The 22488-nt window shown below is 69.2% G+C and carries 19 protein-coding genes; 14 read left to right on the top strand and 5 right to left on the bottom strand.

The annotated features are described in order from the left end of the window. Positions 1-15: 15 nt before the first annotated feature. Both AB0H43_RS01040 and AB0H43_RS01045 read right to left on the bottom strand, forming a co-directional pair. Positions 16-2799: a transglycosylase domain-containing protein gene (locus AB0H43_RS01040; protein WP_359994532.1), complete on the bottom strand. Its 2784-nt coding sequence runs from the start codon at positions 2797-2799 to the stop codon at positions 16-18. A 95-nt stretch (positions 2800-2894) separates the two neighbouring features. Further along, a complete protein-coding gene (locus AB0H43_RS01045; protein ID WP_359994534.1) occupies positions 2895-3326 on the bottom strand; it encodes a DUF5318 domain-containing protein in 432 nt (143 codons plus the stop codon). 203 nt (positions 3327-3529) lie between these two features. On the opposite strand from AB0H43_RS01045, the gene AB0H43_RS01050 reads away from it, so the two are divergent. The 6 genes from AB0H43_RS01050 (at position 3530) to AB0H43_RS01075 (ending at position 8912) form a co-directional block, all read left to right on the top strand. Beyond that, entirely contained in the window at positions 3530-4177 is a 648-nt protein-coding gene (locus AB0H43_RS01050; RefSeq protein WP_359994537.1) for a PadR family transcriptional regulator, read from the top strand. Between the two features lie 19 nt (positions 4178-4196). Further along, the gene (locus tag AB0H43_RS01055; protein ID WP_359994540.1) at positions 4197-5276 is read left to right on the top strand and encodes an inositol-3-phosphate synthase; all 1080 of its coding nucleotides are present in this window, start codon (positions 4197-4199) and stop codon (positions 5274-5276) included. Positions 5277-5352: 76 nt separating this feature from the next. After that, positions 5353-6324 carry a hypothetical protein gene (locus tag AB0H43_RS01060; RefSeq protein WP_359994543.1) on the top strand — a complete coding sequence of 324 codons (972 nt, stop codon included), beginning with the start codon at positions 5353-5355 and terminating at the stop codon, positions 6322-6324. 79 nt (positions 6325-6403) lie between these two features. Then, positions 6404-6880 carry a DUF6584 family protein gene (locus AB0H43_RS01065; RefSeq protein WP_359994546.1) on the top strand — a complete coding sequence of 159 codons (477 nt, stop codon included), beginning with the start codon at positions 6404-6406 and terminating at the stop codon, positions 6878-6880. 67 nt (positions 6881-6947) lie between these two features. Then, on the top strand, positions 6948-7445 hold the full coding sequence (locus AB0H43_RS01070; RefSeq protein WP_359994548.1) for a DUF6584 family protein: 498 nt from the start codon (positions 6948-6950) through the stop codon (positions 7443-7445). A gap of 93 nt (positions 7446-7538) precedes the next feature. After that, positions 7539-8912, top strand: a complete 1374-nt coding sequence (locus AB0H43_RS01075) for an MFS transporter (protein WP_359994551.1) — start codon at positions 7539-7541, stop codon at positions 8910-8912. Here the strand turns inward: AB0H43_RS01075 and AB0H43_RS01080 are convergent. Further along, positions 8909-10342 carry a CCA tRNA nucleotidyltransferase gene (locus AB0H43_RS01080; protein ID WP_359994553.1) on the bottom strand — a complete coding sequence of 478 codons (1434 nt, stop codon included), beginning with the start codon at positions 10340-10342 and terminating at the stop codon, positions 8909-8911. The two genes, AB0H43_RS01075 and AB0H43_RS01080, sit on opposite strands and share 4 nt — an antisense overlap. 321 nt (positions 10343-10663) lie before the next feature. On the opposite strand from AB0H43_RS01080, the gene murJ reads away from it, so the two are divergent. Then, complete coding sequence (gene murJ, locus AB0H43_RS01085) at positions 10664-12601, top strand: murein biosynthesis integral membrane protein MurJ (protein ID WP_359994556.1); 1938 nt, start codon at positions 10664-10666, stop codon at positions 12599-12601. Positions 12602-12617: 16 nt separating this feature from the next. On the opposite strand, the gene AB0H43_RS01090 is transcribed toward murJ, so the two are convergent. Continuing rightward, the gene (locus AB0H43_RS01090; protein WP_359994558.1) at positions 12618-14180 is read right to left on the bottom strand and encodes a helicase HerA-like domain-containing protein; all 1563 of its coding nucleotides are present in this window, start codon (positions 14178-14180) and stop codon (positions 12618-12620) included. A 222-nt stretch (positions 14181-14402) separates the two neighbouring features. On the opposite strand from AB0H43_RS01090, the gene AB0H43_RS01095 reads away from it, so the two are divergent. The 6 genes from AB0H43_RS01095 (at position 14403) to AB0H43_RS01120 (ending at position 20264) form a co-directional block, all read left to right on the top strand. Beyond that, the gene (locus AB0H43_RS01095; protein ID WP_359994561.1) at positions 14403-15992 is read left to right on the top strand and encodes a protein kinase family protein; all 1590 of its coding nucleotides are present in this window, start codon (positions 14403-14405) and stop codon (positions 15990-15992) included. Further along, positions 15992-16624, top strand: a complete 633-nt coding sequence (sigM, locus tag AB0H43_RS01100; RefSeq protein ID WP_359994563.1) for an RNA polymerase sigma factor SigM — start codon at positions 15992-15994, stop codon at positions 16622-16624. Before AB0H43_RS01095 ends, sigM begins: the two co-directional genes overlap by 1 nt. Next, positions 16621-17526, top strand: a complete 906-nt coding sequence (locus AB0H43_RS01105) for a hypothetical protein (RefSeq protein WP_359994566.1) — start codon at positions 16621-16623, stop codon at positions 17524-17526. Before sigM ends, AB0H43_RS01105 begins: the two co-directional genes overlap by 4 nt. A 103-nt stretch (positions 17527-17629) precedes the next feature. Next, entirely contained in the window at positions 17630-18559 is a 930-nt protein-coding gene (gene trxB, locus AB0H43_RS01110; RefSeq protein WP_359994569.1) for a thioredoxin-disulfide reductase, read from the top strand. Between the two features lie 27 nt (positions 18560-18586). After that, positions 18587-18907, top strand: coding sequence for a thioredoxin (gene trxA / locus AB0H43_RS01115; protein WP_359994572.1), 321 nt, complete (start codon positions 18587-18589; stop codon positions 18905-18907). A 202-nt stretch (positions 18908-19109) separates the two neighbouring features. After that, complete coding sequence (locus tag AB0H43_RS01120) at positions 19110-20264, top strand: N-acetylmuramoyl-L-alanine amidase (protein ID WP_359994575.1); 1155 nt, start codon at positions 19110-19112, stop codon at positions 20262-20264. Here AB0H43_RS01120 and AB0H43_RS01125 read toward each other — a convergent pair. Then, complete coding sequence (locus AB0H43_RS01125) at positions 20241-20918, bottom strand: GNAT family N-acetyltransferase (RefSeq protein WP_359994578.1); 678 nt, start codon at positions 20916-20918, stop codon at positions 20241-20243. The genes AB0H43_RS01120 and AB0H43_RS01125 overlap by 24 nt on opposite strands. Positions 20919-21142: 224 nt before the next feature. Here AB0H43_RS01125 and AB0H43_RS01130 point away from each other — a divergent pair, with 224 nt between their 5' ends. Then, on the top strand, positions 21143-22480 hold the full coding sequence (locus AB0H43_RS01130) for a PLP-dependent aminotransferase family protein (protein WP_359994580.1): 1338 nt from the start codon (positions 21143-21145) through the stop codon (positions 22478-22480). Positions 22481-22488: the final 8 nt, after the last annotated feature.

The raw sequence follows: 22488 nt of genomic DNA on the forward strand, positions 1-22488 counted from the left end.
ACCGTCCTTCACTCATCACGGGAACTTGCTCTTGGACGTGGACGGCGAAGGCGTCGGGGACTTGGACTGGTTACCGCCGCCGTTGCCTGGGCCGGTCGTCTCGGTCGGGCAGGTGACCAGCGGGATGCAGTTGCCACCTTGGCCGGGATCGGTCGGCATGACCGGCGACGGCGAGACGCCGTTGGCGAAACCGACCTCATCGTCACCGATGCCGGACTTCTCCGCCAGCTTCTCCTTCGGCATCTTCTTCGCGTCGCTGTAATCCTTGATGAACTCCGACCAGATCCGGTACGGCGTCGAGCCGGAGGTGATCGTGCTGCCCGTCTTGGGGTCGATCACCGGGTAGGACCCGGAGGCGTTGCCGGTCCAGACCGCCACTGAGAACTGCTTGGTGAAGCCGACGACCCAGGCGTGCGCGTTCTTGTCGCTCGGCACGGGCTTGCCGTCCTTGCCCAGCGTCGCGCCTTCCCAGGTACCGGTCTTCGCGGCGACGTGGCGGCCGTCCTGCGCTCCCGACCATCCGGTGTGGTCGCCGAACACCTTCTCCATCGCGTACGTGACGTCGTTGGCGACCTGCCGCTTGATGGCCTGCTTCGGATCGGCCTTGTGCCCGACGCCCTTCACGATCTCGTACTTACCGGTGACGGGGTCCTTCTTCTCGACCTTCGTCACGAAGTACGGCTTGTTGTAGACGCCGCCGTTGGCCAGCGTCGCGACACCGGTCGCGTGGTCGAGCACCGTGATGCCGTACTGACCGAAGCCGACCTGGCGGTCGAACGGCGTACGCGCGGTGTCGTTCTGGACGCCCTTGGCCGACAGGCTCTCGATGTTGTCGTTGTTCCACATGTAGCGGACACCGGCCTGGCTCGCCATCTTGACGACCTTGCCGGGGCCGATCTGCCGGGCGACCCAGTAGAACGGCACGTTGTACGACTTCATGAAGCTGTATTCGAGCGTGCAGTAGTCCTTGCAGCTGGTGTTGGGCGAACCGGCGTTACCGACCTTGATCTTGTCATCGGTCGTGAACGGCATCGCCTTCCAGCGCGACTGCAACGACGCGCCGGCGTCCAGCGCCGCGGCCAGCGTGTAGATCTTCATCGACGAGCCCGGCGGGTGCCCGCCGACCAGCGCGCCACCCTGCGTGTTCACCCCGGCCAGGTCGATCGCCGTGCCGTCGAGACCGCCGTAGTACGCGATCACCGCGCCGGAGGTGTGGTCGATGACCACCCCGGCCGACTCCAGATCCTGTTTCTTCTTCGGATCGGTGACGATCTTGCGGCCGTAGAGTTCGGAGCCCTTGATGTCGGGCCGGGCCGCCTGCTCGAGTTCCTTCTGCGCGACCGGGTCGATGGTGGTGTAGACCTTGTAGCCACCGGTACGCAGATCCTTGGGCTCGATGCCCTGCGCCTTCAACTCCTCGTACACGTAGTTCACGACGTTGCCCGTGGCCTTGCCGAGGTTGGTGCCCTCGGCGGTCTTGATGCCCCACTCGGCCGACGTCGTCACCGTCGAGTACTTGATGACCTCGGGGAACTGCGCGGAGGCACGCTCCTCCGCGGTGATCCAGCCCTTTTCCTTCATGTTGTCCAGGACGTAGCCCCAGCGGCCCTTGGCCGTGTCGGGGTGCGCCTCGGGGTCGTAGATGCTCAGCTTGCCGCCGTCGTCGTACGGGTCACGGATGACGGATCCCAGGACGGCCGCCTGCGAGAAGGTCAGGTCCTTGGCGCTCTTGCCGAAGTACGCGTTCGCGGCCTTCTCCACCCCGACGGCGCCCCGGCCGAAGTCGATGGTGTTCAGGTAGAAGCCCATGATCGTGTTCTTGTCGTACTTGTCTTCGAGCTTGCGGGCGAGGACCGCCTCGCGCAGCTTCCGGGCGTACGAGATCTGCGCCTGGTCGGTGGCGATCTTGATGTACTGCTGGGTGATCGTCGAACCACCCTGCGTCTCGTCGGTGGTCAGCGTCTTCCACGCGGCCCGCATGATGCCGGAGTACGAGATGCCGTGGTGCTCGAAGAAGTCCTTGTCCTCACCGGCGATCATGGCCAGCCGGGTCTTCTCCGGGATGGTGAGGATCGGCACCATGATGCGGTTCTCGGAGCCGAGCTGCGCCAGCTGCGTCTTGTTGTCGCCCGCCATGATCATGGTGGTCTGCGCGCTCTTGAAGTTCTCCGGCGTCAGTTCGTCGACGCTGTCGAAGTAGTACGTGCCACCGATGGCGCCCACACCGAAGACGATCAGGAAGGCCGCGAACGACGCGATCAGGATCTTGGTCCGCTTCGCCTTCTTCGCCTTGTCCGACGCCGAACGCTTGGGGCGGCCACCGTCACCGCCGGCGTCGCCGCGATCACGGGGACCCCGTGGACCGCCGGGACCCCGGCCGTCGTCACCCGGTCCGTCCTCGAACCCCCGGGGGCGTACGCTCGCCCGCCCGGCCGGGGAGACCGGTGCGCCGGGAACGCCGGCGCGCCCGGAAGACCCCGGTACGCCAGCCCGGCCCACCGAGGCTCGGCCGGCGGCGCCGGGAACGGGGGCAGATCCAGCCGCACCGGGAACCGATGCCGACCCCACCGAGGCCGAGCCGGACGCGCGACCGTAGCCGCCGCCGTTGTCCGGCCATTCGTCGCGGCGCGCCGAGGGGGAGGGCTGCCCGCCTCGACGAGCGGGGTCGTCGTCGTACTGATAGCCGTAGCCATCACTGTTGACCTGTGCTCGGCCGCGTCCGGCGCTGCCGGAGCCTGCGGGCCGGCTGCCGCCGGCGTCGCCGGGCCAACCGGCGTTGGGGTCGCCGTACGAACTCATCTGTCACACCGTTCCGGTCACGGCGGGGGTTCCGCCTGGTCGGATCGCCGTACCACCCGGGGGTGGCACAGCGGCGGGGGCTTCGACCACTCGGCTCACGCCGTGGCCGCCCGGCCGGGGGAGGCCGGGACAGCTCCCGTTGTCACGTCTTCGGGCGCGGGCGTACCCGCGGTACCCAGCAGGAACTGTTCCACAAGGTGGTTCCAGGAACACCCGCGGCACACCTCTACCACGTAGACCTGGAATTCCCGTAAAGAAGTGGCGAGGGTCGCCAGTTCGGCCCGGGAGCGGGCCTGACCGGCCGACTGCTTCAGTTCGTCACCGTAGATGTAGTGGACGAGCGTGAGGAACTCGCGTCGACAGATGGGGCAGAGCTCCTCAGTCGCCTCGCCGTGGTACCGAGCCGCCGTCTTCAGGTAGGGCGAGGCGTCGCAGACCTCGTAGGTCCCGACGTGGCCGGCGTAGACCTCGCGCAACAGCGCACGGCGCTGTAACGCATAGTCAACTACCTGCCGCTGCGTCCGCATGCTTCAGAAGGGTAACGGCTCCACCGGACGCCCGCGACATCCGTCACGGTGAGTGACCTGGCGACGGCTGGCGTGATCTTTCCGCCACACTGCGCGAGCCCACCGGTTTTCCCGGGATTGCCTCGGGGTATCTTCGCGTTCTAACCTTCGGATGTATCGCGCCGATACATCGGCGCCGAACGCAGTGGGGAAGGAGGGCAAGCGTGCTCGACCTCGCCATTCTCGGCATCCTCCACGAGGCCCCCATGCACGGTTATGAGCTGCGGAAACAGCTTGCTCTCAAGATCGGCCCGATGCGGGCGGCGATCAGTTACGGCTCGCTCTACCCGACCCTGCGGCGGCTGCAGGCCAGCGGCTGGATCGCCGAGGCGGGGGAGAGTTCGGCGGACGACGAGGCGGTACCGCCGCTGACCAGCCGTCGTGGCCGGGTCGTGTACAAGATCACAGCCGAAGGCAAGGAACGCTTCCAGGAACTGCTGGCCCAGACCGGCCCGGAGACCTACGACGATCCGGGGTTCGGCGTGCACTTCGCCTTCTTCGCCCGGACCGACGCCGAGATCCGGCTGCGCATCCTCGAAGGCCGCCGGCGCAAGGTCGAGGAGCGCCGCGAAGGACTACGCGACGTACTCGCCCGCGCGGCGGAGCGCGTCGACGCGTACACCCTGGAACTGCAACGGCATGGACTGGACGCGGCCGAGCGCGAGGTGCGCTGGCTGGAGGAGCTGATCGCGAACGAGCGGTCCGGCCGTGCGCCGTCGCAGCGTGCCCAGGCCGCCACCGATCCCGAGACTTCCGCGGTCCAACCGGGCCACGAAGAAGAACCGCCTGGCCAGACGCCGAGGCGGATGTGAACAAGAAGGAGGCACCCAGATGGGTTCCGTCCGCGTAGCCATCGTCGGCGTCGGCAACTGCGCCTCGTCCCTGGTTCAGGGCGTCGAGTACTACCGCAACGCCGATCCCAGCGAGCGCGTACCCGGTCTCATGCATGTCGATTTCGGCGGTTACCACGTTCGTGACGTCGAGTTCGTGGCGGCGTTCGACGTCGACGCGAAGAAGGTCGGCCAGGACCTCGCCGCGGCCATCGTGGCCAGCGAGAACAACACGATCAAGCTGTGCGACGTGCCGCCGACGGGCGTGACCGTCCAGCGCGGCCCGACGCACGACGGCCTGGGGCAGTACTACCAGGAGATCGTGCAGGAGTCCGACGAGGCGCCGGTCGACGTGGCCGAGGCCCTCCGGGCGGCCCAGGTCGACGTCGTCGTCTCCTACCTGCCGGTCGGCTCGGAAGTGGCCGACAAGTTCTACGCGCAGGCGGCGATCGACGCCGGTTGTGCGTTCGTGAACGCGCTGCCGGTCTTCATCGCTTCCGACCCGGTGTGGGCGAAGAAGTTCTCCGACGCCGGGCTGCCGATCGTCGGTGACGACATCAAGTCCCAGGTCGGCGCGACCATCGTGCACCGCGCGCTGGCGAAGCTGTTCGAGGACCGCGGCGTCGAGCTGCTGCGGACCTACCAGCTGAACTTCGGCGGCAACATGGACTTCATGAACATGCTGGAGCGCACCCGCCTGGTCTCGAAGAAGATCTCGAAGACGCAGTCGGTCACGTCCCAGATCCCGCACGAGATCAACAAGGGCGACGTCCACATCGGACCGTCGGACCACGTGCCGTGGCTGTCGGACCGCAAGTGGGCCTACATCCGGCTGGAGGGTCGCGCCTTCGGCGACGTCCCGCTGAACGCCGAGCTCAAGCTCGAGGTGTGGGACTCGCCGAACTCGGCCGGCGTCATCATCGACGCGGTCCGCGCGGCGAAGATCGCCCTCGACCGCAAGATCGGCGGCCCGATCCTGTCCGCGTCGAGCTACTTCATGAAGTCGCCGCCGGTGCAGTACAACGACCACGACGCGCACGAGGCCGTGGAGGCCTTCATCCGCGGCGAGGTCGAGCGCTGAACCACCCCGCCGAACAGATCGACGGGATAGCATCCTCCCCGGCAAGGTCCATTCAGGATTTTCTGGGGAGGATGCTTTGCGTAGAAGGACAATCTTCAAAGCCGCGGCTGCCGCTGCGGTCGCCGCTCCGGCCGCGGCGGTGCTCGGCGAATCGCCGGCCCAGGCGTACGCCACTTATGACGTGGCCGTGTGCGAGCAGTACCACAACCAGATCCAGATCTACCCGTCCAGCTCGGCGTGGAGCACGTCCACGCTGAAGTGGAGCTTCAGCCCGGGCACCGCGAGCGGCTGGTCGAACCTGTCGGACGTGAAGTTCCGCAATACGGCCGCCTTCGGAGTGGTCGCCCTCGTCACCGCGTCGGGCGGGAAGGTCGGCATCGTCAACAAGACCGACGAGGCCGCGCAGGAACTCAACGACGTCCTCTGGTCGGCGACCCCGGGCAACAACCCGCACGCGATCGAGCGCATCCCCAACATCGGGGCGATCGTCGTGGCCTCCTCCGGCGGATACCTTTATCTCTACGGTCCCACCGCGATCAGCGACCCGAGCACCCTCGCACTGGTTCAGACCATCTCGTTCCCGGGCGCGCACGGCGTCTGGTGGGACGACGTCACCGGCAAGCTGTGGGCCATCGGCCAGGACTACGCGCGGATCTACACGGTGTCGGGCACGTATCGGTCGACGCGGCTGTCGCTGTCGCGCTCGATCTCGATCGGCGCCCACCTCGGGCACAGCCTCGACGCGAGCTATTCGAACAGCAACCTGCTGCTCGCGACCGACGGCAGCAAGGTCATGACCCTCGACAAGACCACGTACGCGGTGACGCAGGCGTACGGCGACAACGCCGTCAAGTCCTACTCGCAGCACAGCTCGGGCGAACGGTTCTGGGTGCAGGCGACCGGCGCGACCTATCACGGGGACACCCGCAACTGGGTCAGCCCCAGCGTCCAGTTCTTCGACGCCACCGGGGCCAAATCGTTCACCCGATCCCTGTCGTACGGGGCGGAGTTCTACAAGGCCCGCCTGTACAACGTGAACTTCCACTGAGAGTCGTCGATCGACTACCGAGCGGGAACCCGGCAAGAAGGCCTTTACCGGATTGCTGGGTTCCTGTCACAGTGGGCTTATGCCCAAGGCACCTGTGCTGGACAAGGTCGCGGTGGATCTCGCCCACGGCCACACCCAGCCCGCCATCCAGCGGCTCAGCAGCCTGGTCAACGCGTACCCGCATGACCTCGACCTGCGCCACCGCCTCGCGGCCGTGCACCGGATGACCGGCAACGCCGTCGAAGCCGGTCGCTGGGACTACCTCAACCCGACCGCCGAACCGGCCGAGACCAGCGCGTTCGAGCGAGCCTTCCCCTCCGCACCTCGCCGGCTCGCCGCACTGCGCTGGCGAGGATCGGCCGATCTCGCGCCGACCGAGCACGCCCGGCGACGGCTGGTCGAGCTCACCGAGGCCGCGGAGCGGGAGGTCGCACCGCCGGCCGAAACGCGGCCGCGTGGCCGCCGCGGCGCGCTCGCTGTCGCGGCTCTGGCGGGTGCCCTCGCGGTGGTCGCCTTGGCCGTCCTGGGCGCTGTGACCGTCCTTCAGGCCTTCTGAAACCTGTGTTGCGGTTTCGTTACATTCGCGCCTAGCATCCACAGTCGTCAACCCAGATCATGTGTGAGTGGCAAAAGCCGATGTCCTCGCCCGGGTCAAACGGGACCTTGCCGCTGGTCATACCTACCTCGCCACGCAGCGGTTACGCACGCTCGTCGCGTCCCACCCCGATGATCTGGAGATCTACCGGCTGCTGTGTTCGGTCTACCGGCAGACGGGCAACCTGGCCGAAGCCGGTCGCTGGGGCTTCCTGACCGACGAGGTACGCCCGGACGAACTGGCCGCCTTCGCCCGAGTCCACGCCGACCCCTGGTCCCGCGTACGCCTCCTGCGGTGGACCGGCGATCCGGCGACGCTGGCCGGGCCGATCCAGGAGCGGTTGACCGAGCTGCTCGCCGAGGCGGAGCGCTCCGGGCCGCCGGAGGTCTGGGTGGGCTCCTACCGGGCTCCGGTGCGTACCCGGGGTTCGCTGGTCCCGTGTCTGTTCACCGCGATCGCCTTGGGCGTCGTCGTGGTGCTCGCCGGGATCGGGGCCGTCCGGGCGATCGTCTGGCTGGTCGAATAGAGGGTGTGAGCAGCGTCGTTCCCATCCGGCGACGGGGTGAACAGCTCGTGCAGCATGTCCCGATTCGCCGTTCCGTCACATACGCTAGGTCGCGTGCCGCCGCCGACCACCTCGCCCGCCGTCACCGCTGACCTGGAGCGCAAGGTCGACGGGCACTACCTGCGGGCCATTCTCGGCGCGCGCGAGTTCCGGCGGCTGCTCACGGTCCGGCTGCTCAGCCAACTCTCGGACGGCTGGTTCCAAGCCGGCCTCGCTGGTTCCCTGCTGTTCAATCCCTCGAAGCAGTCGAGCGCCCTGGCAGTGGCGGCGGGCTTCGCCGTGTTGCTGTTGCCCTACTCACTGCTGGGGCCGTTCATCGGGGTCTTCCTCGACCGCTGGGACCGCCGCGTCGCACTGGCGCTGGCCAATCTGAGCCGGGCCGTCCTGGTCGTGCCGGCCGCCGCCCTCATCTGGGTCGGCGATCAGGGACCACGGTTCGGGCTAGCCGCCCTCCTCATCATCGCGATCAACCGGTTCTTCCTGGCCGGGCTGTCCGCGTCGCTGCCGAAGGTGGTCGACGACTCCCGCCTGGTCACCGCGAACGCGCTGGCCTCGACCGCCGGCACGATCTGCTACTCGATCGGCCTCTTCTCGTCCGCCGCGCTCGTCGCAACCTCGCTCGTCCACACCACCCAGCACGGGTACGCCGGGATCGCCGCCTTCGCGGCCATCGGCTACCTGGCCTCCGGCCTGCTCACGTACGCCTCGTTCGGGCCGGGCAAGCTCGGCCCGGAAGACGAGGAACGGCCGACGATCGGAGTGTGGACCGCCGTCGTCGACGTCGCCCGGGGAATGGTCCGGGGTCTGCGCCACCTCGCCGAGCGGCCGCCCGCCGCCCGAGCCATGCTGCTGACCGGCGGGCACCGATTCCTCTACGGCTACCTCACCTTGGCCGTACTGCTGCTCTACAGCCGCTACTTCGGCCACGGCACGGCGAACCACACGACACAATCCCTGTGGTCGTTGGGGCAGGTCGTGATCGCGGGGGCCGCCGGCGCCGGGATAGCCGCCGTGATCACTCCGGCCGCCGGCCGGCGATTCGGGCCCCAACGCTGGATCACCCTGCTGCTCGCCGGGATCGCGGTCGCGATCCTCGCCCTCGGGCTGCCCTTCGTGGCGCCGTTGCTGCTGATCGCGGCCGCACTGATGAACATCGCGTCGCAGAGCATGAAGATCATCGTGGACGCGACCTTGCAACACGAGTGCGAGGACGATTACCGAGGCCGCATCTTCAGCCTGAACGACACCGTCTTCAACGCGATGATGGTGCTCGGGCTGTTCCTCGCGGCGCTGACCCTGCCACCGGACGGCAAATCGGCGGGCGCCCTCATCGGCATCGCGACCGGATACGCCCTCCTCGCCGTGTGGTTCGGCGGCGGACTGCGGCGGCGGCGCGCCGAACCGGCCCCGTCCGAGGAGACGACCTAGAGGTTGTCCTCGGCCCAGGCACGCAGTTCGTGTTCAGCCTCGTCCCGGCTGAGCGGGCCGCGCTCCAGGCGTACCTCTTTGAGATGCTTCCAGGCCCGGCCCACCAACGGACCCGGCGGCAGGCCGAGCAGCTCCATGATCGCGTTGCCGTCCAGATCGGGCCGGACCTTGGCCAGGTCCTCCTCGGCGGCGATCCGGGAGATGCGCTCTTCCAGAGCGTCGTAGTCGGCGGCGAGTTGCGCGGCCTTGCGCCGATTGCGGGTCGTGCAGTCGGACCGGGTCAGCTTGTGGAGGCGGGGGAGCAGCTCACCGGCGTCGTGGACGTAGCGGCGGACGGCCGAGTCGGTCCACTCGCCGCGGCCGTAACCGTAGAAGCGCAGGTGCAGGGAGATCAGACCGACCACCGGGCTGATCACGTCCTTGGGGTATTTGAGCAGCTTGAGCCGGTGCTTGGCCAGCCGCGCGCCGACCAGCTCATGGTGGTGGAAGCTGACCCGGCCGTCCGCACCGACCGCCTTGGTCGCTGGCTTGCCGATGTCGTGCAGCAACGCCGAGAGCCGCAGCACCAGGTCGGGTCCGGTGTCGGCGGTGTCGAGGTCCACCGCGTTCTGCACCACCGTCAGGGTGTGCTCGTAGACGTCCTTGTGCTGGGCGTGCTCGTCGATCTCCATCTTCAGCTCGGTCAGCTCCGGCAGGAAGATCTCGGCCAGTCCCGTCTCGACCAGCAGACGCAGCCCGGTCACCGGGTCCTCGCCGAGCATCAGCTTGCTGAACTCGTCGCGTACGCGTTCCGCCGTGATCCGGGTGAGCTGCCCAGACATGTCGGACATGGCGCGGATGACCGGCTCGTCGACGACGAAGCGCAGCTGAGCGGCGAACCGGGCGGCCCGCAGCATCCGCAGCGGATCGTCGCCGAAACTCTGCTCCGGCGCCTTGGGCGTACGGATGATCCGGTCGCGCAGGTCGTCGAGTCCGCCGTAGAGGTCGGTGAAGCGGTGATCATGCAGGCTGACGGCCATCGCGTTGATGCTGAAATCGCGGCGGCTCAAGTCGTCGCCGAGGGAGGTGCCGTACTGCACCGCCGGATTACGGCTGACCCCGTCGTAGGACTCCGCCCGGTACGTCGTGATCTCCAGACGCAGCCCGTCGCGGAACGCTCCGATCGTGCCGAACTCGCGCCCGGTCTCCCAGGTGGCCTCGGCCCAGCCCTTCACGATGCGCAGCGTCTCGTCCGGATGCGCGTCGGTGCAGAAGTCGAGATCGTCGCCGAGCCGGCCGAGAAGCGCGTCGCGGACGGAACCGCCGACGAGGTGGATGTCGTGTCCGGCCTGGGCGAACCGGCGGCCCAGCTCGTCGGCCACGGGAAAACGCGCCAGCAGCGCGTGCACGGCATCGCGCTGGGCGGTGGTCAGGGCATTCGTGTTCGACATCGGTCAGCCAGCCTACCGGGCGGGTCACACATGCTCGCGGCCCGGATCGCTTTGATCATCGCCGCGACGACGTTGTTACGCCGGACATTTCGCCGCGCGAAACAGCATGGCTGGCGCAATGATCACGCCACGCGGCAGGCAAGCGGCGCAGCAAGCGGCAGGCAGCGGCAGCCGAGCGGCGGGCAAGCGGCAGCCGAGCGGCAGGCGAGCGCAGGGCAAGCGCCGGGCAAGCGTCAGCAGGCGCGACAGCGATGGTCAGGGCGAGCCCCGGCCAGGAGCGGCGCGGAAGCGCAGCACAACTGGAGCCGTTAGGGTGGCGCGGTGAGCAGAGATCCCGAGCACGACTGGTTCCCCTGGGACGAGACCGGGTCGTTTCCCCGGATCGACCCGGATTCGACCGTGTTGATGCCCCGGATCAATGATCCGTCTCCGGCGGGGGAGACGGAGGCTGCCGCCGAGCGGACGATGATCGTCCCGCAGGTCCGGCCGACCCGGCCCTACCCGCCCGCCACGCCGCCGACGGACCACCAGCCGACAGGCACACGGCCGACGGACCACCAGCCGACAGGCACACGGCCGACGGACCACCAGCCGACCGGCATACGGCCGACGGGCACCCAACCGGCGGAGGCCCAGCCGACGGAGAGCCGCCCGGAGGGCGCGAAGCCGGCCGAGGGCAACACCGCAGCCGGCAACTCCGCCCTGATGGCGATCGGGTCGCTGGTCAGCCGCGGCACGGGCTTTCTGCGTACGGCGATGATCGCGGCGGCTCTCGGCGGAGCCGCGTTGGGCCTCGGCGACGCGTACACGGCCGCGCAGTTCTTCCCGGGCATGGTGTACGAGTTCCTCATCGGCGGCGTGCTGTCCAGCGTCGTCGTGCCGGTGCTCGTCCGGGCCCGTGATCGTGATCCCGACGGGGGAGAGGCGTACGCCCAGCGGCTGCTCACGCTGGCCGCCCTCGTGCTCGGCGGCGCGGCCGTCATCGCCACGCTGTGCGCGCCGATCCTCACCCTCGTCTTCACGAAGGCCGAGACCGGCCAGGACTACCGCGATCTCGTGACCGCGCTGTCCTACTTCACCCTTCCCGCGATCTTCTTCTTCGGCGTGTCCGCGATCCTGGCGGCCTACTTGAACACTCGCGGGAGCTTCGGCCCGCCGATGTGGACGCCGATCCTGAACAACGTCGTGGTGATCACGACGTGCGCGCTGTTCATCGTTTTCTTCGGCGCGGTGGCGCGGAAGGCGGGCGACGTCAGCCCCGGCATGGTGGTTCTGCTCGGCGGTGGCACCCTGCTCGGCATCATGGTCCAGACGGCGGGTCTGCTGCCGGCGCTGCGGCGGGCCGGGTTCCGCTGGCGCGCGCGGTTCGACTTCCGGGCGCTGGGGTTGCGGCACCTGGGCCATCTCGGCGGCTGGATGTTCTGCTACGTCGCGGTCAGCCAGGTCGGCGTGCTGGTGCTGCTCCGTCTGCTCAGCGGCAACAGCCTGCTGATCTACAACAACGTCTTCCTGCTGATGATGATGGCGCACGGGATCGTCGCCGTCTCGATCGTCACCGCGCTCATGCCCCGCATGTCGGCGGCGTCGGCGGCCGGGCGCTTCGGCGACATCGTGGACGATCTGGCCAAGGGGGTCCGCACGACCTCCGCCGTCCTCGCGCCGATCGTCGTGGTCTTCGTGTTCCTGGCCGGTCCCACGATGACCGCCCTGTTCGTCCGGGGCGCCTTCACCGCCCAGAACGCGAACGACGGCGCGGCGGTGCTGGTCATGGCCGGCATCTCACTGATCCCGTTCTCCCTCAGCCAGCTGTTCACGTTCGCGTTCTACGCGCTGCCCGACACCAAGACCCCGGCGATCCTCAACATCCCGGTGGTGCTGCTCCGCATCGTCGTGCAGGTCGCGCTGTTCGGCGCGCTCGCCGCCGGTGGCGTGATGCTCGGCAACGGCATCTCCTACGTGCTCGCGATCGGCCTCAGCGCCTGGCAGCTGCGCAAGCGCATCGGCCCGCTCGGCCTCGGCGGCACCGCGATGGTTCTCGCCCGCGTGGCGGCGGCCATGGTGGCGGCCGGGCTCGTCGGCTACGGCTCAACGCTCGGCCTGCGGGCCGCGGGCATCGACAGCGCGTGGGTCCAGCTCATCCTGGGCGGCGCACTGATCGTGGTGACCTACCTGGCGGCCGCGAAGGCGCTGCGGATCCGCGAGATCGACGAGGTCTTCGACCTCCTTCAGCGCGTACGCCGAAAGCTGATCCGCCGCTAGTCGCCCAGAGCACTGCTCACTTCTTGGCTCGGCGAGCCGTCCCGAAGATGGAGCGGACGATCGCCGCGCCCGCGGCGGCAGCCGCGCTCTTGATCAGGTTCTGCGTCGTCCGGGACTTCAGCACCTGCTCGACCATGCCTGGATCCTGCTTCGCCGCCTTGGTCGGCTTCGGTGCCGGAGCCTGTGGACCACCCTGTGGATAACTGCCTTGTTCAGGCGTGGTGACCTGTGGATTCAGCCGCGCCAGCAGCATCTCGTACGCCGATTCCCGGTCCACCGCCTGGGCGTACTTCGAGTAGAGCGGGGAGTTCTTCGTGTTCTCCTCCAGCAGGGCGGCCGGGGCTTCGGCCATCAGCGACCGGGGCGCCCGCAGCCGGGTCCACGCGACCGGCGTCGGTGCGCCCTTCTCACCGAGCACGGTGACGATCGCTTCGCCGGTGCCCAGTTGAGTGAGCACCTCTTCGAGGTCGTACGCGGATTTCGGGAAGGTCGAGGCGGTCGCCTTCAGCGCCTTCGCGTCGTCCGGTGTGTACGCCCGCAGCGCGTGCTGGATCCGGTTGCCGAGCTGGGCCAGGACGTCCGGGTGCACGTCCTTCGGAGTCTGGGTCACGAAGAAGACGCCGACGCCCTTCGACCGGATGAGCCGGACCGTCTGGGTGATCGACTCGAGGAAGGCCTTGGACGCGTCCTTGAAGAGCAGGTGCGCCTCGTCGAAGAAGAAGCAGAGCTTGGGCTTGTCCGGGTCGCCGACCTCGGGCAGGTCCTGGAACAGGTCCGCGAGCAGCCACATCAAGAAGGAGGAGAACAACGCCGGCTGCTGGACGACGCCGGGCAGCTCGAGGATGGACACCACACCCTTGCCGTCCTGTGTGGTCCGGAGCAGGTCCGAGGTGGCGAACTCGGGTTCGCCGAAGAAGTCCTCCGCGCCCGCGTCGGAGAAGGCGATCAGCTCGCGCAGCAGCACGCCCGCGGTCTGCTTGGCCAGGCCGCCCAGGCTCTTCAGCTCCTCGGCGCCCTCGTCGGAGCCGAGGAACTGGATCACGGATCGCAGGTCCTTCAGATCCAGCAGCGGCAGGCCCTTCTTGTCGGCGTAATGGAAGACCAGGTTGAGTGAGGACGCCTGGACGTCGGTCAGGCCGAGGACCTTGCTGAGCAGGATCGGCCCGAAGCTGGTCACCGTCGCTCGAATGGGCGTTCCAGTACCCCGCCCGCCGAGGGTGAAGAACTCGGCCGGGTACGCCGTCGGCGTCCACTCCTGACCCATCTCCCGCATGCGAGCGGTGATCTTGTCGGTGGCCTCGCCGGCGACGGCCATGCCACTCACGTCGCCCTTGATGTCGGCCAGAAACACCGGTACGCCCGCAGCGCTCAACTGCTCGGCCATCACCTGCAGTGTCTTGGTCTTGCCGGTGCCGGTCGCCCCGGCGACCAGCCCGTGCCGGTTCAGCATGGCCAGCGGTACGCGGATCGGGGCCGACGGGTCGACCGCGGAGCCGTCCACGACGAGGGCGCCGAGGTCCAGCGCCGGCCCGTCGAAGGCGTACCCGGATGTGACTGCCGCCAACTGTTCAGCGCTCATGCTGCCCCCTTCTACCCGGCTTCATCCCAGTTTTCCGGATCTAGGGGCTTTACAGGTCCAAATACGACATCTTCGGCATGATCCACCCGCCGGAGGACGGCAAGGTGTCGCGAGTTTGTTTCAGAGCGGTAAGGTCGCACCCAGTGTGCGCCGAGAGCGCTTAGGCTACGAGATGAGCGAGACCGCCAGTCCGCAGATGGCCCAGCACCGAGGGAGGACGGGGTGACCCAGGTCGACGAAGGTCAGCCGGTGGCGGAGCGGGAACGCCGCCCAGCAGACCAGCCGCCTGCGGAAGCCACGCCGGGGAGCGGCCGCGCGAGCCGCCAGGAGTTCGATCAGGACGCCGCCGACGCGGACGCCGACTCGGACAGTCCACCCGCCGCCGTGCGGGCGGCCGCCGTGGGCGAGGTCCTGGCCGAGCGCTACCGCCTCGAGGAGCACATCAACGACGACGCCGCGGGCCGGCAGGTCTGGCGCGGTGTGGACATCATGCTGCTGCGCCCGATCGCCGTCGTGCTGCGCGCACCGGGCGGCGACGCCGCCCAGGAGATGCTGGCCGCCGCGGTGACCGCGAGCCGGGTCGTGCACCCGAACCTCATCGGCGTCTACGACGCGATCGACGAGGTCGACCGGGCATACGTCGTCCGCGAGTGGATCGAGGGCCACTCACTGCGGCAGATGGTGGAGTCCGACGGCGCACTCGACCCCGACCGGGCGATCAACATCAGTCACTCGGTCGCCGACGCGACGGCGGCGTTGCACGCCAGTGGCATGGCGCACGGCAACATCCACCCCGGCACCGTGCTCATGGCCGACGACGGCCGCGTGGTGCTGACCGACGCCCGTGCCGGGTCGGCCACCAACGACGGCGACGTCCGGGCCATCGGCGGACTGCTTTACTACGCGCTGACCGAGCAGTGGCCGCAGCAGGAGGCCGGGCCGACCGCCCTGCCCGACGCGGTCCGCGACGAATACGGCGTACTGGCCGCTCCCCGTCAGGTGCGAGCGGGCATCCCGACGCACATCGACGACCTCGTCTACGACCTGCTCGATCCGAAGGTGACGCTGCCGAGCGCCGACGTGCTGGCCGCCGAGCTCGGCCGTCTCGACGTCGGCCCCGAGGAGCGCAGCTACGGAACGCTCCGGTTCAGCGACTCGCTGCCCGAGCCGACCCGGCAGGCGCCCCGCCGGCTCATGTACGGCGTCGCCGCGGCGGTCGTCCTGGCCATTGTCGGCCTCACGCTCAGTGCCAAGGCCCTGACCAGCAAGGACGAGCAGGGCGGCAGCGGGCCGACGGCGAGCGCCGGTCCGTCCAGCGCCGCGACGCCGGTGGTGGACCCGGTGGTCTACACCCTCTCGGGATCGCAGGTCGGCCTGTTCGACCCCTACGGCGGCAAGGACGAGACCGACGGGCTCGCCAGCGCGGTCGACGGCAAGAAGAGCACCGGCTGGAAGACCGACCACTACAACCAGAACTTCGGTCCCGGCGGGATCAAGCCCGGCATGGGCCTGGTCATCGACCTCGGCGCGGCCAAAGCGGTCGCCGACGTCACCGTCGTGCTGTCCGACAACGGCGCCTCGGTGAAGCTGCTCGGCGGCAACACGGTGCCCGACCAGGGCGCACTGACCTCCTTCACGCAGATCGGCGGCGCGCTCGAGGAGTTCAACGGGACCAACATGGTGTTCAGCACCGAGGACGCCGCCCAGGTCCGCTACCTCGTGCTCTGGATCAGCGGCATTCCGCGCGACCCCGAGGACGGCTCGAACCGGTACCAGATCGGCGTTCAGGAGATCACGGTCCGGGTGAAGTGATGCTGCCGCTGTCGGACGAGGATCTGCTGGCCGCACACGTCGCCGGAGATCGGGAGGCCTTCGCCGAACTCGTCCGGCGGCATCGGGACCGGCTGTGGGCCGTCGCCGTGCGTACGCTGCACGACCGGGAGGAAGCGGCGGACGCGCTCCAGGACGCGCTGCTCAAGGCGTACCGGTCGGCTGGGGGCTATCGCGGCGAGGCGGCGGTGACCACCTGGCTGCACCGCATCGTCGTGAACTCCTGCCTCGACCGCGTACGCCGCCGGCAGGCCCGGCCGACCGTTCCGTTGCCCGGGGAGTCGGCGGAGGACGAGGGCCGTCGCCGTCCCGAACCCGCCTCGCCGGTCATCGACCACGACACCCACCTCGTCGTACGCCAAGCGCTGGCCCAGCTCCCCGAGGAGCAGCGGGCCGCCTTGATCCTCGTCGACGTCCAGGGCTATCCGGTCGCCGAAGTCGCCACGATCTTGGGAGTGGCCGAAGGTACCGTGAAGAGTCGCTGCTCACGCGGGCGAGCCAGGCTCGCGACGATGCTGAGTGACCTACGCAACGGTGGGAACCCGGCAGGTCACGACGACGTCTCAGGCATATCACGGGCAGGGCTAGATCAGGCGGGAGGTCGGTCGGCATGAGCCCCATCAACCAGCCCGACCTGGATCTGCTCGCCGATTACGTCGGCGGCGCCCTCGACGGCACCCCGGAGGCCGACCAGGTCAGCGAGCGGATCCGGACCGACATCACCTGGGCCGCCGCGCACGCCGAACTGGTCGCGGCCACGGACGACGTTCAGGGGCGGCTGCGTGGCCTCGCCGCCGAGCCGGAGACGATGCCGGACGACGTCTGGGGCCGGTTGGAGGCCGCTCTGCTGGCCGAGCCGCCGATCGGCGCACCCGACCCGACCGCCCCGACCCGCCCGCTCGACAACCGGCCGGCCGACAATCGGGCGGCGGACAACCGCCCGGGCGGGCGCGCAGGTTCGCGGCGTCGCCGCTGGGCGCCGGTCCTGGTCGGCATCGTGATCCTGGCGGCGCTCGGCCTCGGCATCTCCGCGCTGCGTCCGTTGACCGACTCGGCCACCGACAGTGGCGGAGGCAACGAAGTCGCTTCCGCCCCGAACTCCGCGACGATCGCCACCGCACGGTTCGCCACCGGACGTGACTACTCCGCGACCACCCTGGTGCTCGCGACGGACTTCGGCAACGCGAACACGCTGTCCAGCCGGTCTGCCCCGAGCGGCGGCGACCAGGAGAAGGCGTCGAGCGCGCCGGCTCCCTTCTCCTCGTTCGCGTCGCCGGTGCCGGACCAGCTGTCCCGGCTGCTCGATGAGGGGACCTTGAGCCGCTGTCTGACCCTGCTCCGCGGGACCGGCTTGCCGGGCGACGTGGTGGGCGTCGACTACGCCCGATACGCCGGGTCGGCCGCGCTGATCGTGGTGACCCGGACGGCCGACGACGCCCGCTGGGTGGCGGTGGCGGGGCCGGGCTGCGGCGCCGGCAACGACGCCGACCTCGTGGTGAGCAAGCGCGTCGCGTGACCTCGCGCACGCCTGCGCGGCCCGGGAATTCCACATCCGTACGATGACGTTTCTAGGGTCGGTGACGCGGTCCGTCCCCATGGCAGATGCCCGAGGAGCAACTGTGAGCGACGTCAGGAACTTGATCATCATCGGATCCGGTCCCGCCGGGTACACGGCGGCGATCTACGCGGCCCGGGCGAACCTGAATCCGCTCGTGATCGAGGGTTTCGAATCCGGCGGCGCGCTCATGACCACCACTGAAGTCGAGAACTTCCCCGGCTTCCCGGACGCGATCATGGGTCCCGAGCTGATGGACCAGATGCGGAAGCAGGCCGAGCGGTTCGGCGCCGAATTCCTGACCGACAACGCCACCCGTGTCGACCTGACCGGTGACGTCAAGAAGGTCTGGGTCGGCGAGACCGAGTACGCCGGACGCGCCGTCATCCTCAGCACCGGGTCGGCCTGGCGCCCGCTGGGCGTACCGGGGGAGCAGGAGTTCCTCGGCCACGGTGTCTCGTCCTGCGCGACCTGCGACGGCTTCTTCTTCCGCGGCCATCACATCGTGGTCGTGGGCGGGGGCGACTCCGCGATGGAGGAGGCGACCTTCCTGACCAAGTTCGCCGAGACCGTGACGATCGTCCACCGTCGCGACGAGTTCCGCGCCAGCAAGATCATGGCGGAGCGGGCGCTGGCGAACCCGAAGATCAAGGTCGCCTGGAACTCCGCGATCGACGAGATCTTCGGCTCCGACGGCAAGGTCACCGGCATCACGCTGCACGACACCGTCACCGGTGAGCAGCGCAAGCTCGACGTGACCGGCGTCTTCGTGGCGATCGGCCACGACCCCCGCAGCGAGCTGTTCCGGGGCCAGGTGGATCTGGACGACGACGGCTACGTCGTGACCCAGGGCCGCTCGACCTACACGAACCTGCCCGGCGTCTTCGCCGCCGGCGACCTGGTAGACCACACCTACCGTCAGGCCATCACCGCGGCCGGCTCCGGCTGCGCCGCCGCGCTCGACGCCGAGCGCTGGCTGGCCCACCACCACTGATCAGCAGCAACCGCAAAGGAGACCCCCATGGGTGCCAAGGTCGTCACCGACGACACCTTCGTCAGCGACGTGCTCCAGTCCGACACGCCGGTTCTGGTGGACTTCTGGGCCGAATGGTGCCAGCCGTGCCGCAAGGTGTCGCCGGTGCTGGAGGAGATCGCCAACGAGATGGGCGACCGGGTACGCATCGTGAAGGTCAACATCGACGAGAACCCGGAGACGACGCGGGCGTACCGAGTCATGTCGGTTCCGACGCTGACCATCTTCAAGGGTGGCCAGCCGGTGCAGTCGGTGGCCGGCGCCAAGCCCAAGGGTGAGCTGGTCCGGCTCATCGAGTCCGCCCTGTAATCCCCGCATCGCAGTCGTTCCTCGGCCCCGTCGGCGCTCGCTGACGGGGCCGAAGCCGTTTCGTGTGACGATTTCGCCGATGCGCACGGTACGCTCCCGGGGGCCTTCTCCTCGCACATCCGGCAAGCCGGACACGTCGCCTCTGGTTAGGGCGGCCGCGGTGGGGGGATGGTCCGGGGAAGGTTTCGGCAGGAGGTGGTCTGTGCGTCCGATCCGGCGAGGCGACCGGGGTGCGGCGGTGCTCGAGATCCGCGGCATCCTCGCGGGCATGAGCTTGGCCGACGAGAAGCCCGAGAACGATGCCGCCTCCTTCACGGACGACGTGGAGCGGGGCGTACGCGCCTTCCAGCAGAGCCGAGGGCTGTCGGTCGACGGCGAAGTGGGTGACGAGACGTGGCGGGCGTTGCTGGCCGCGCAGTGGCACCTGGGCGCCCGGACCCTCTACCACGCCGTGCCCGACGCGCTGACCGGCGACGACGTACGCCAACTGCAGGAACGCCTGCTGGAGATGGGCTACGACGTCGGCCGGGCCGACGGGGTCTACGGGCCGCGTACGGCGCGGGCGGTGGCGCAGTTCCAGCGGGAGGTCGGCCTCACTCCGGACGGCGCCTGCGGCCCGCAGACGCTGCACGCGCTGCGCCGGCTCGGCCGGAAGGTGACCGGGGGCGCCCCGCTGCGTCTGCGGGAGGAGCAGGTCTTCCGGGCGTACGGGCCGGTGCTGGTCGGGCGGCAGATCGTCATCGACCCCGGGCACGGCAGCGCCGATGATCCCGGCGTCACCGTCCCGGACGGTCCGCTGCGCTGGTCCGAGGCCGATCTCGCGTACGACCTGGCGGCCCGGTTGGAGGGCCGGTTGGCCGCCTGCGGCATGCGCGTCCACCTGACCCGGGGGCCCAACCCGCCGACGGAGGTCTCCAGTTTGCAGCGGGCGCAACTCGCCAACGACCTCGGCGCCGACCTGCTGATCTCCATCCACATCGACGGGCACAAGAATCCGGCCGCCGACGGGGTCGCCGCGTTCCACTACGGCACCGACAACGGCGTCACCTCGACGATGGGGGAGCGGCTGGCCGGTCTGGTCCTGCGCGAGATCGTCGCCCGAACCGGCCTGCGCAACTGCCAGGTGCACGCCAAGAGCTGGGACGTCCTCAAGCTGACCCGGATGCCCGCCGTACGCGTGGACATCGGCTACCTGACCTCGCCGTCGGACCGCGAGCGGCTGACGGATCCCCGGTTCCGGGACCGGGTCGTGGAGGCCATCGTGGCGGCCGTGCAGCGGATGTACTACCCGGTCGACGCCGACGTGCTGACCGGCTCGATCGACGTGAGCGCCCTACGAGCCGAGCTGGCCCGATAGCGATCGGGTCGCCGGGCGTACCGGGCGCAGCAGGCCCTCAGGACTCATCGAGCCCAGGAGCTTCTCGAGGGCGTACTCGACGTCGGACTTCCACGAGAGCGCTGTTCTCAACTCCATGCGCAGGCGGGGGAAGCGCGGGTGCGGGCGGACGGTCTTGAAGCCGACCGCGGTGAAGAAGTCGGCCGGGGTCACGCAGCCCACCGGGCCGAGCTCGGAGTCGAGTTCGCCGAACTTGGCGTCGCCGAACGCCTCGATCGCCTTGATGCCGCGCTTCATCAGGTCGCGGGCCATGGCCTGGACGAGCATGCGGCCCAAGCCGCCCCCGGCGAACGGCGCGACGACGTTGGCCGTCATGAAGAGGGCGGCGTCGGGGGAGACCGGTGAGGTCGGGAAGGCGTGACTACGCGGCACGTACGCCGGTGGCGCGTACATGACGAACCCGGCCGGCATGCCGTCGACGTAGACGATCTTGCCGCAGGATCCCCACTCCAGCAGCGTCTGGGAGACCCAGGCCTCCTTCTCCAGCCCCGGATCGCCGTTGGCGCACGCGCGCTCGGCCGAGACCGGATCCAGCTCCCAATAGACGCAGCCCCGGCAACTGCGGGGCAGGTCTTCCAGGGTGTCCAGGGTCAGATTGACCACGCGTCGCGACATGGCGTGCCCGCTCTGGGTAGTGATGCTGGAAAATGCCGACCTCTCGAAAATACGCGCTGTAACGACCAAACGCGAGGAGATCCGGGCACGATCCGCCGTTCGCGTCCATCTACCGGGACGAAGAGCCACCTTCCGGGAACTGGCCGGGACCGCGGTACCCACGCGCCGTTACTATCGAAACTTGTATGCGCGCCTCGCCAGGGGCGCAAGGAGGCGAGGCTGGCATGAGCGGCTGGGGTGACAGCAGCGGAACGACGCTGGACGACTACACCGGGGTGTACGCCCAGCGCGTCGCCGGGATGACCGCCAGCGAGATCCGAGCACTCTTCGCCGTCGCCAACCGTCCCGAGGTCGTCTCCCTGGCCGGTGGCGCCCCCTACACCTCCGCCCTGCCCCTGGACGCCATCGGCGAGATGCTGCGCGATCTCATCGCCAACCAGGGCTCGCAGGCCCTCCAGTACGGCATCGGCCAGGGCCTGCCGGAGCTGCGCGAGCAGATCTGCGAGGTGATGGCCGACAGCGGCATCGACGCGGCCATGGGCGCCTCGCCCGACGACGTCGTCGTCACGATCGGCGGTCAGCAGGCGCTCGACCTGGTGGCGCGGCTGTTCCTCGACCCGGGTGACGTCGTGCTGGCCGAAGGCCCGACCTACGTCGGCGCGCTCGGCGCGTTCCAGACGGCGCAGGCCCGCGTGGTGCACGTCGCCATGGATGACGACGGGCTCATCCCGGCCGCGCTCGAAGAGGCCATCAAGGCGACCGCCGCGGCCGGACGCCGGGCGAAGTTCCTCTACACGATCCCGACCTACCAGAACCCGGCCGGCGTCACCCTCACCGAGGAGCGCCGTGAGCAGGTCCTCGACATCTGCGAGCGGGCCGGACTGCTGGTCATCGAGGACGACCCGTACGGCAAGCTCAGTTTCGGCGGCCAGGCCCCGCGCCCGCTGCGCGCTCGCCGCCGCGAAGGGGTCTTCTACCTCTCCACGTTCTCCAAGACGATCGCGGCCGGGCTGCGGGTCGGCTGGATCCTGGCTCCCCACGCGGTACGCGACAAGCTGGTGATCGCCACCGAGGCGCAGATCCTGTGCCCGCCGCACTTCTCCCAGTACGCCGTGAGCACCTATCTCGCGACGATGCCCTGGCGGGAGCAGATCAAGACGTTCGCGCAGCTCTACTCGGAGCGCCGGGACGCGCTGCTGGAGTCGTTGACCGACCTGATGCCGGCCGGGATGACGTGGACCAAGCCCGAGGGCGGACTGTTCGTCTGGGCGACTCTCCCCGAAGGCATGGACGCCAAGGCGATGGTGCCGCGCTCGATCGCCGCCCGGGTGGCATACGTGCCCGGAACCGGGTTTTACGCCGACGGCACCGGCCAGCGGCACCTGCGGCTGAACTTCTCGTTCCCGCCCGCTGAGCGCATCCGTGAGGGCGTACGCCGCCTCGCCGGGGTCATCGAGCAGGAGATGGCGATGCGGGCCGTCTTCGGCTCCACCGGCGGCCTCGGCGCCGCTCCGTCGTCGGGGTCCCGTTGGCCGGGGGCCGACAACCCCGGGCTGGCATGATCGAGTCC

Origin of the sequence: Hamadaea sp. NPDC050747 (assembly GCF_040654195.1) — a bacterium.
Taxonomy (GTDB): Bacteria; Actinomycetota; Actinomycetes; order Mycobacteriales; family Micromonosporaceae; genus Hamadaea.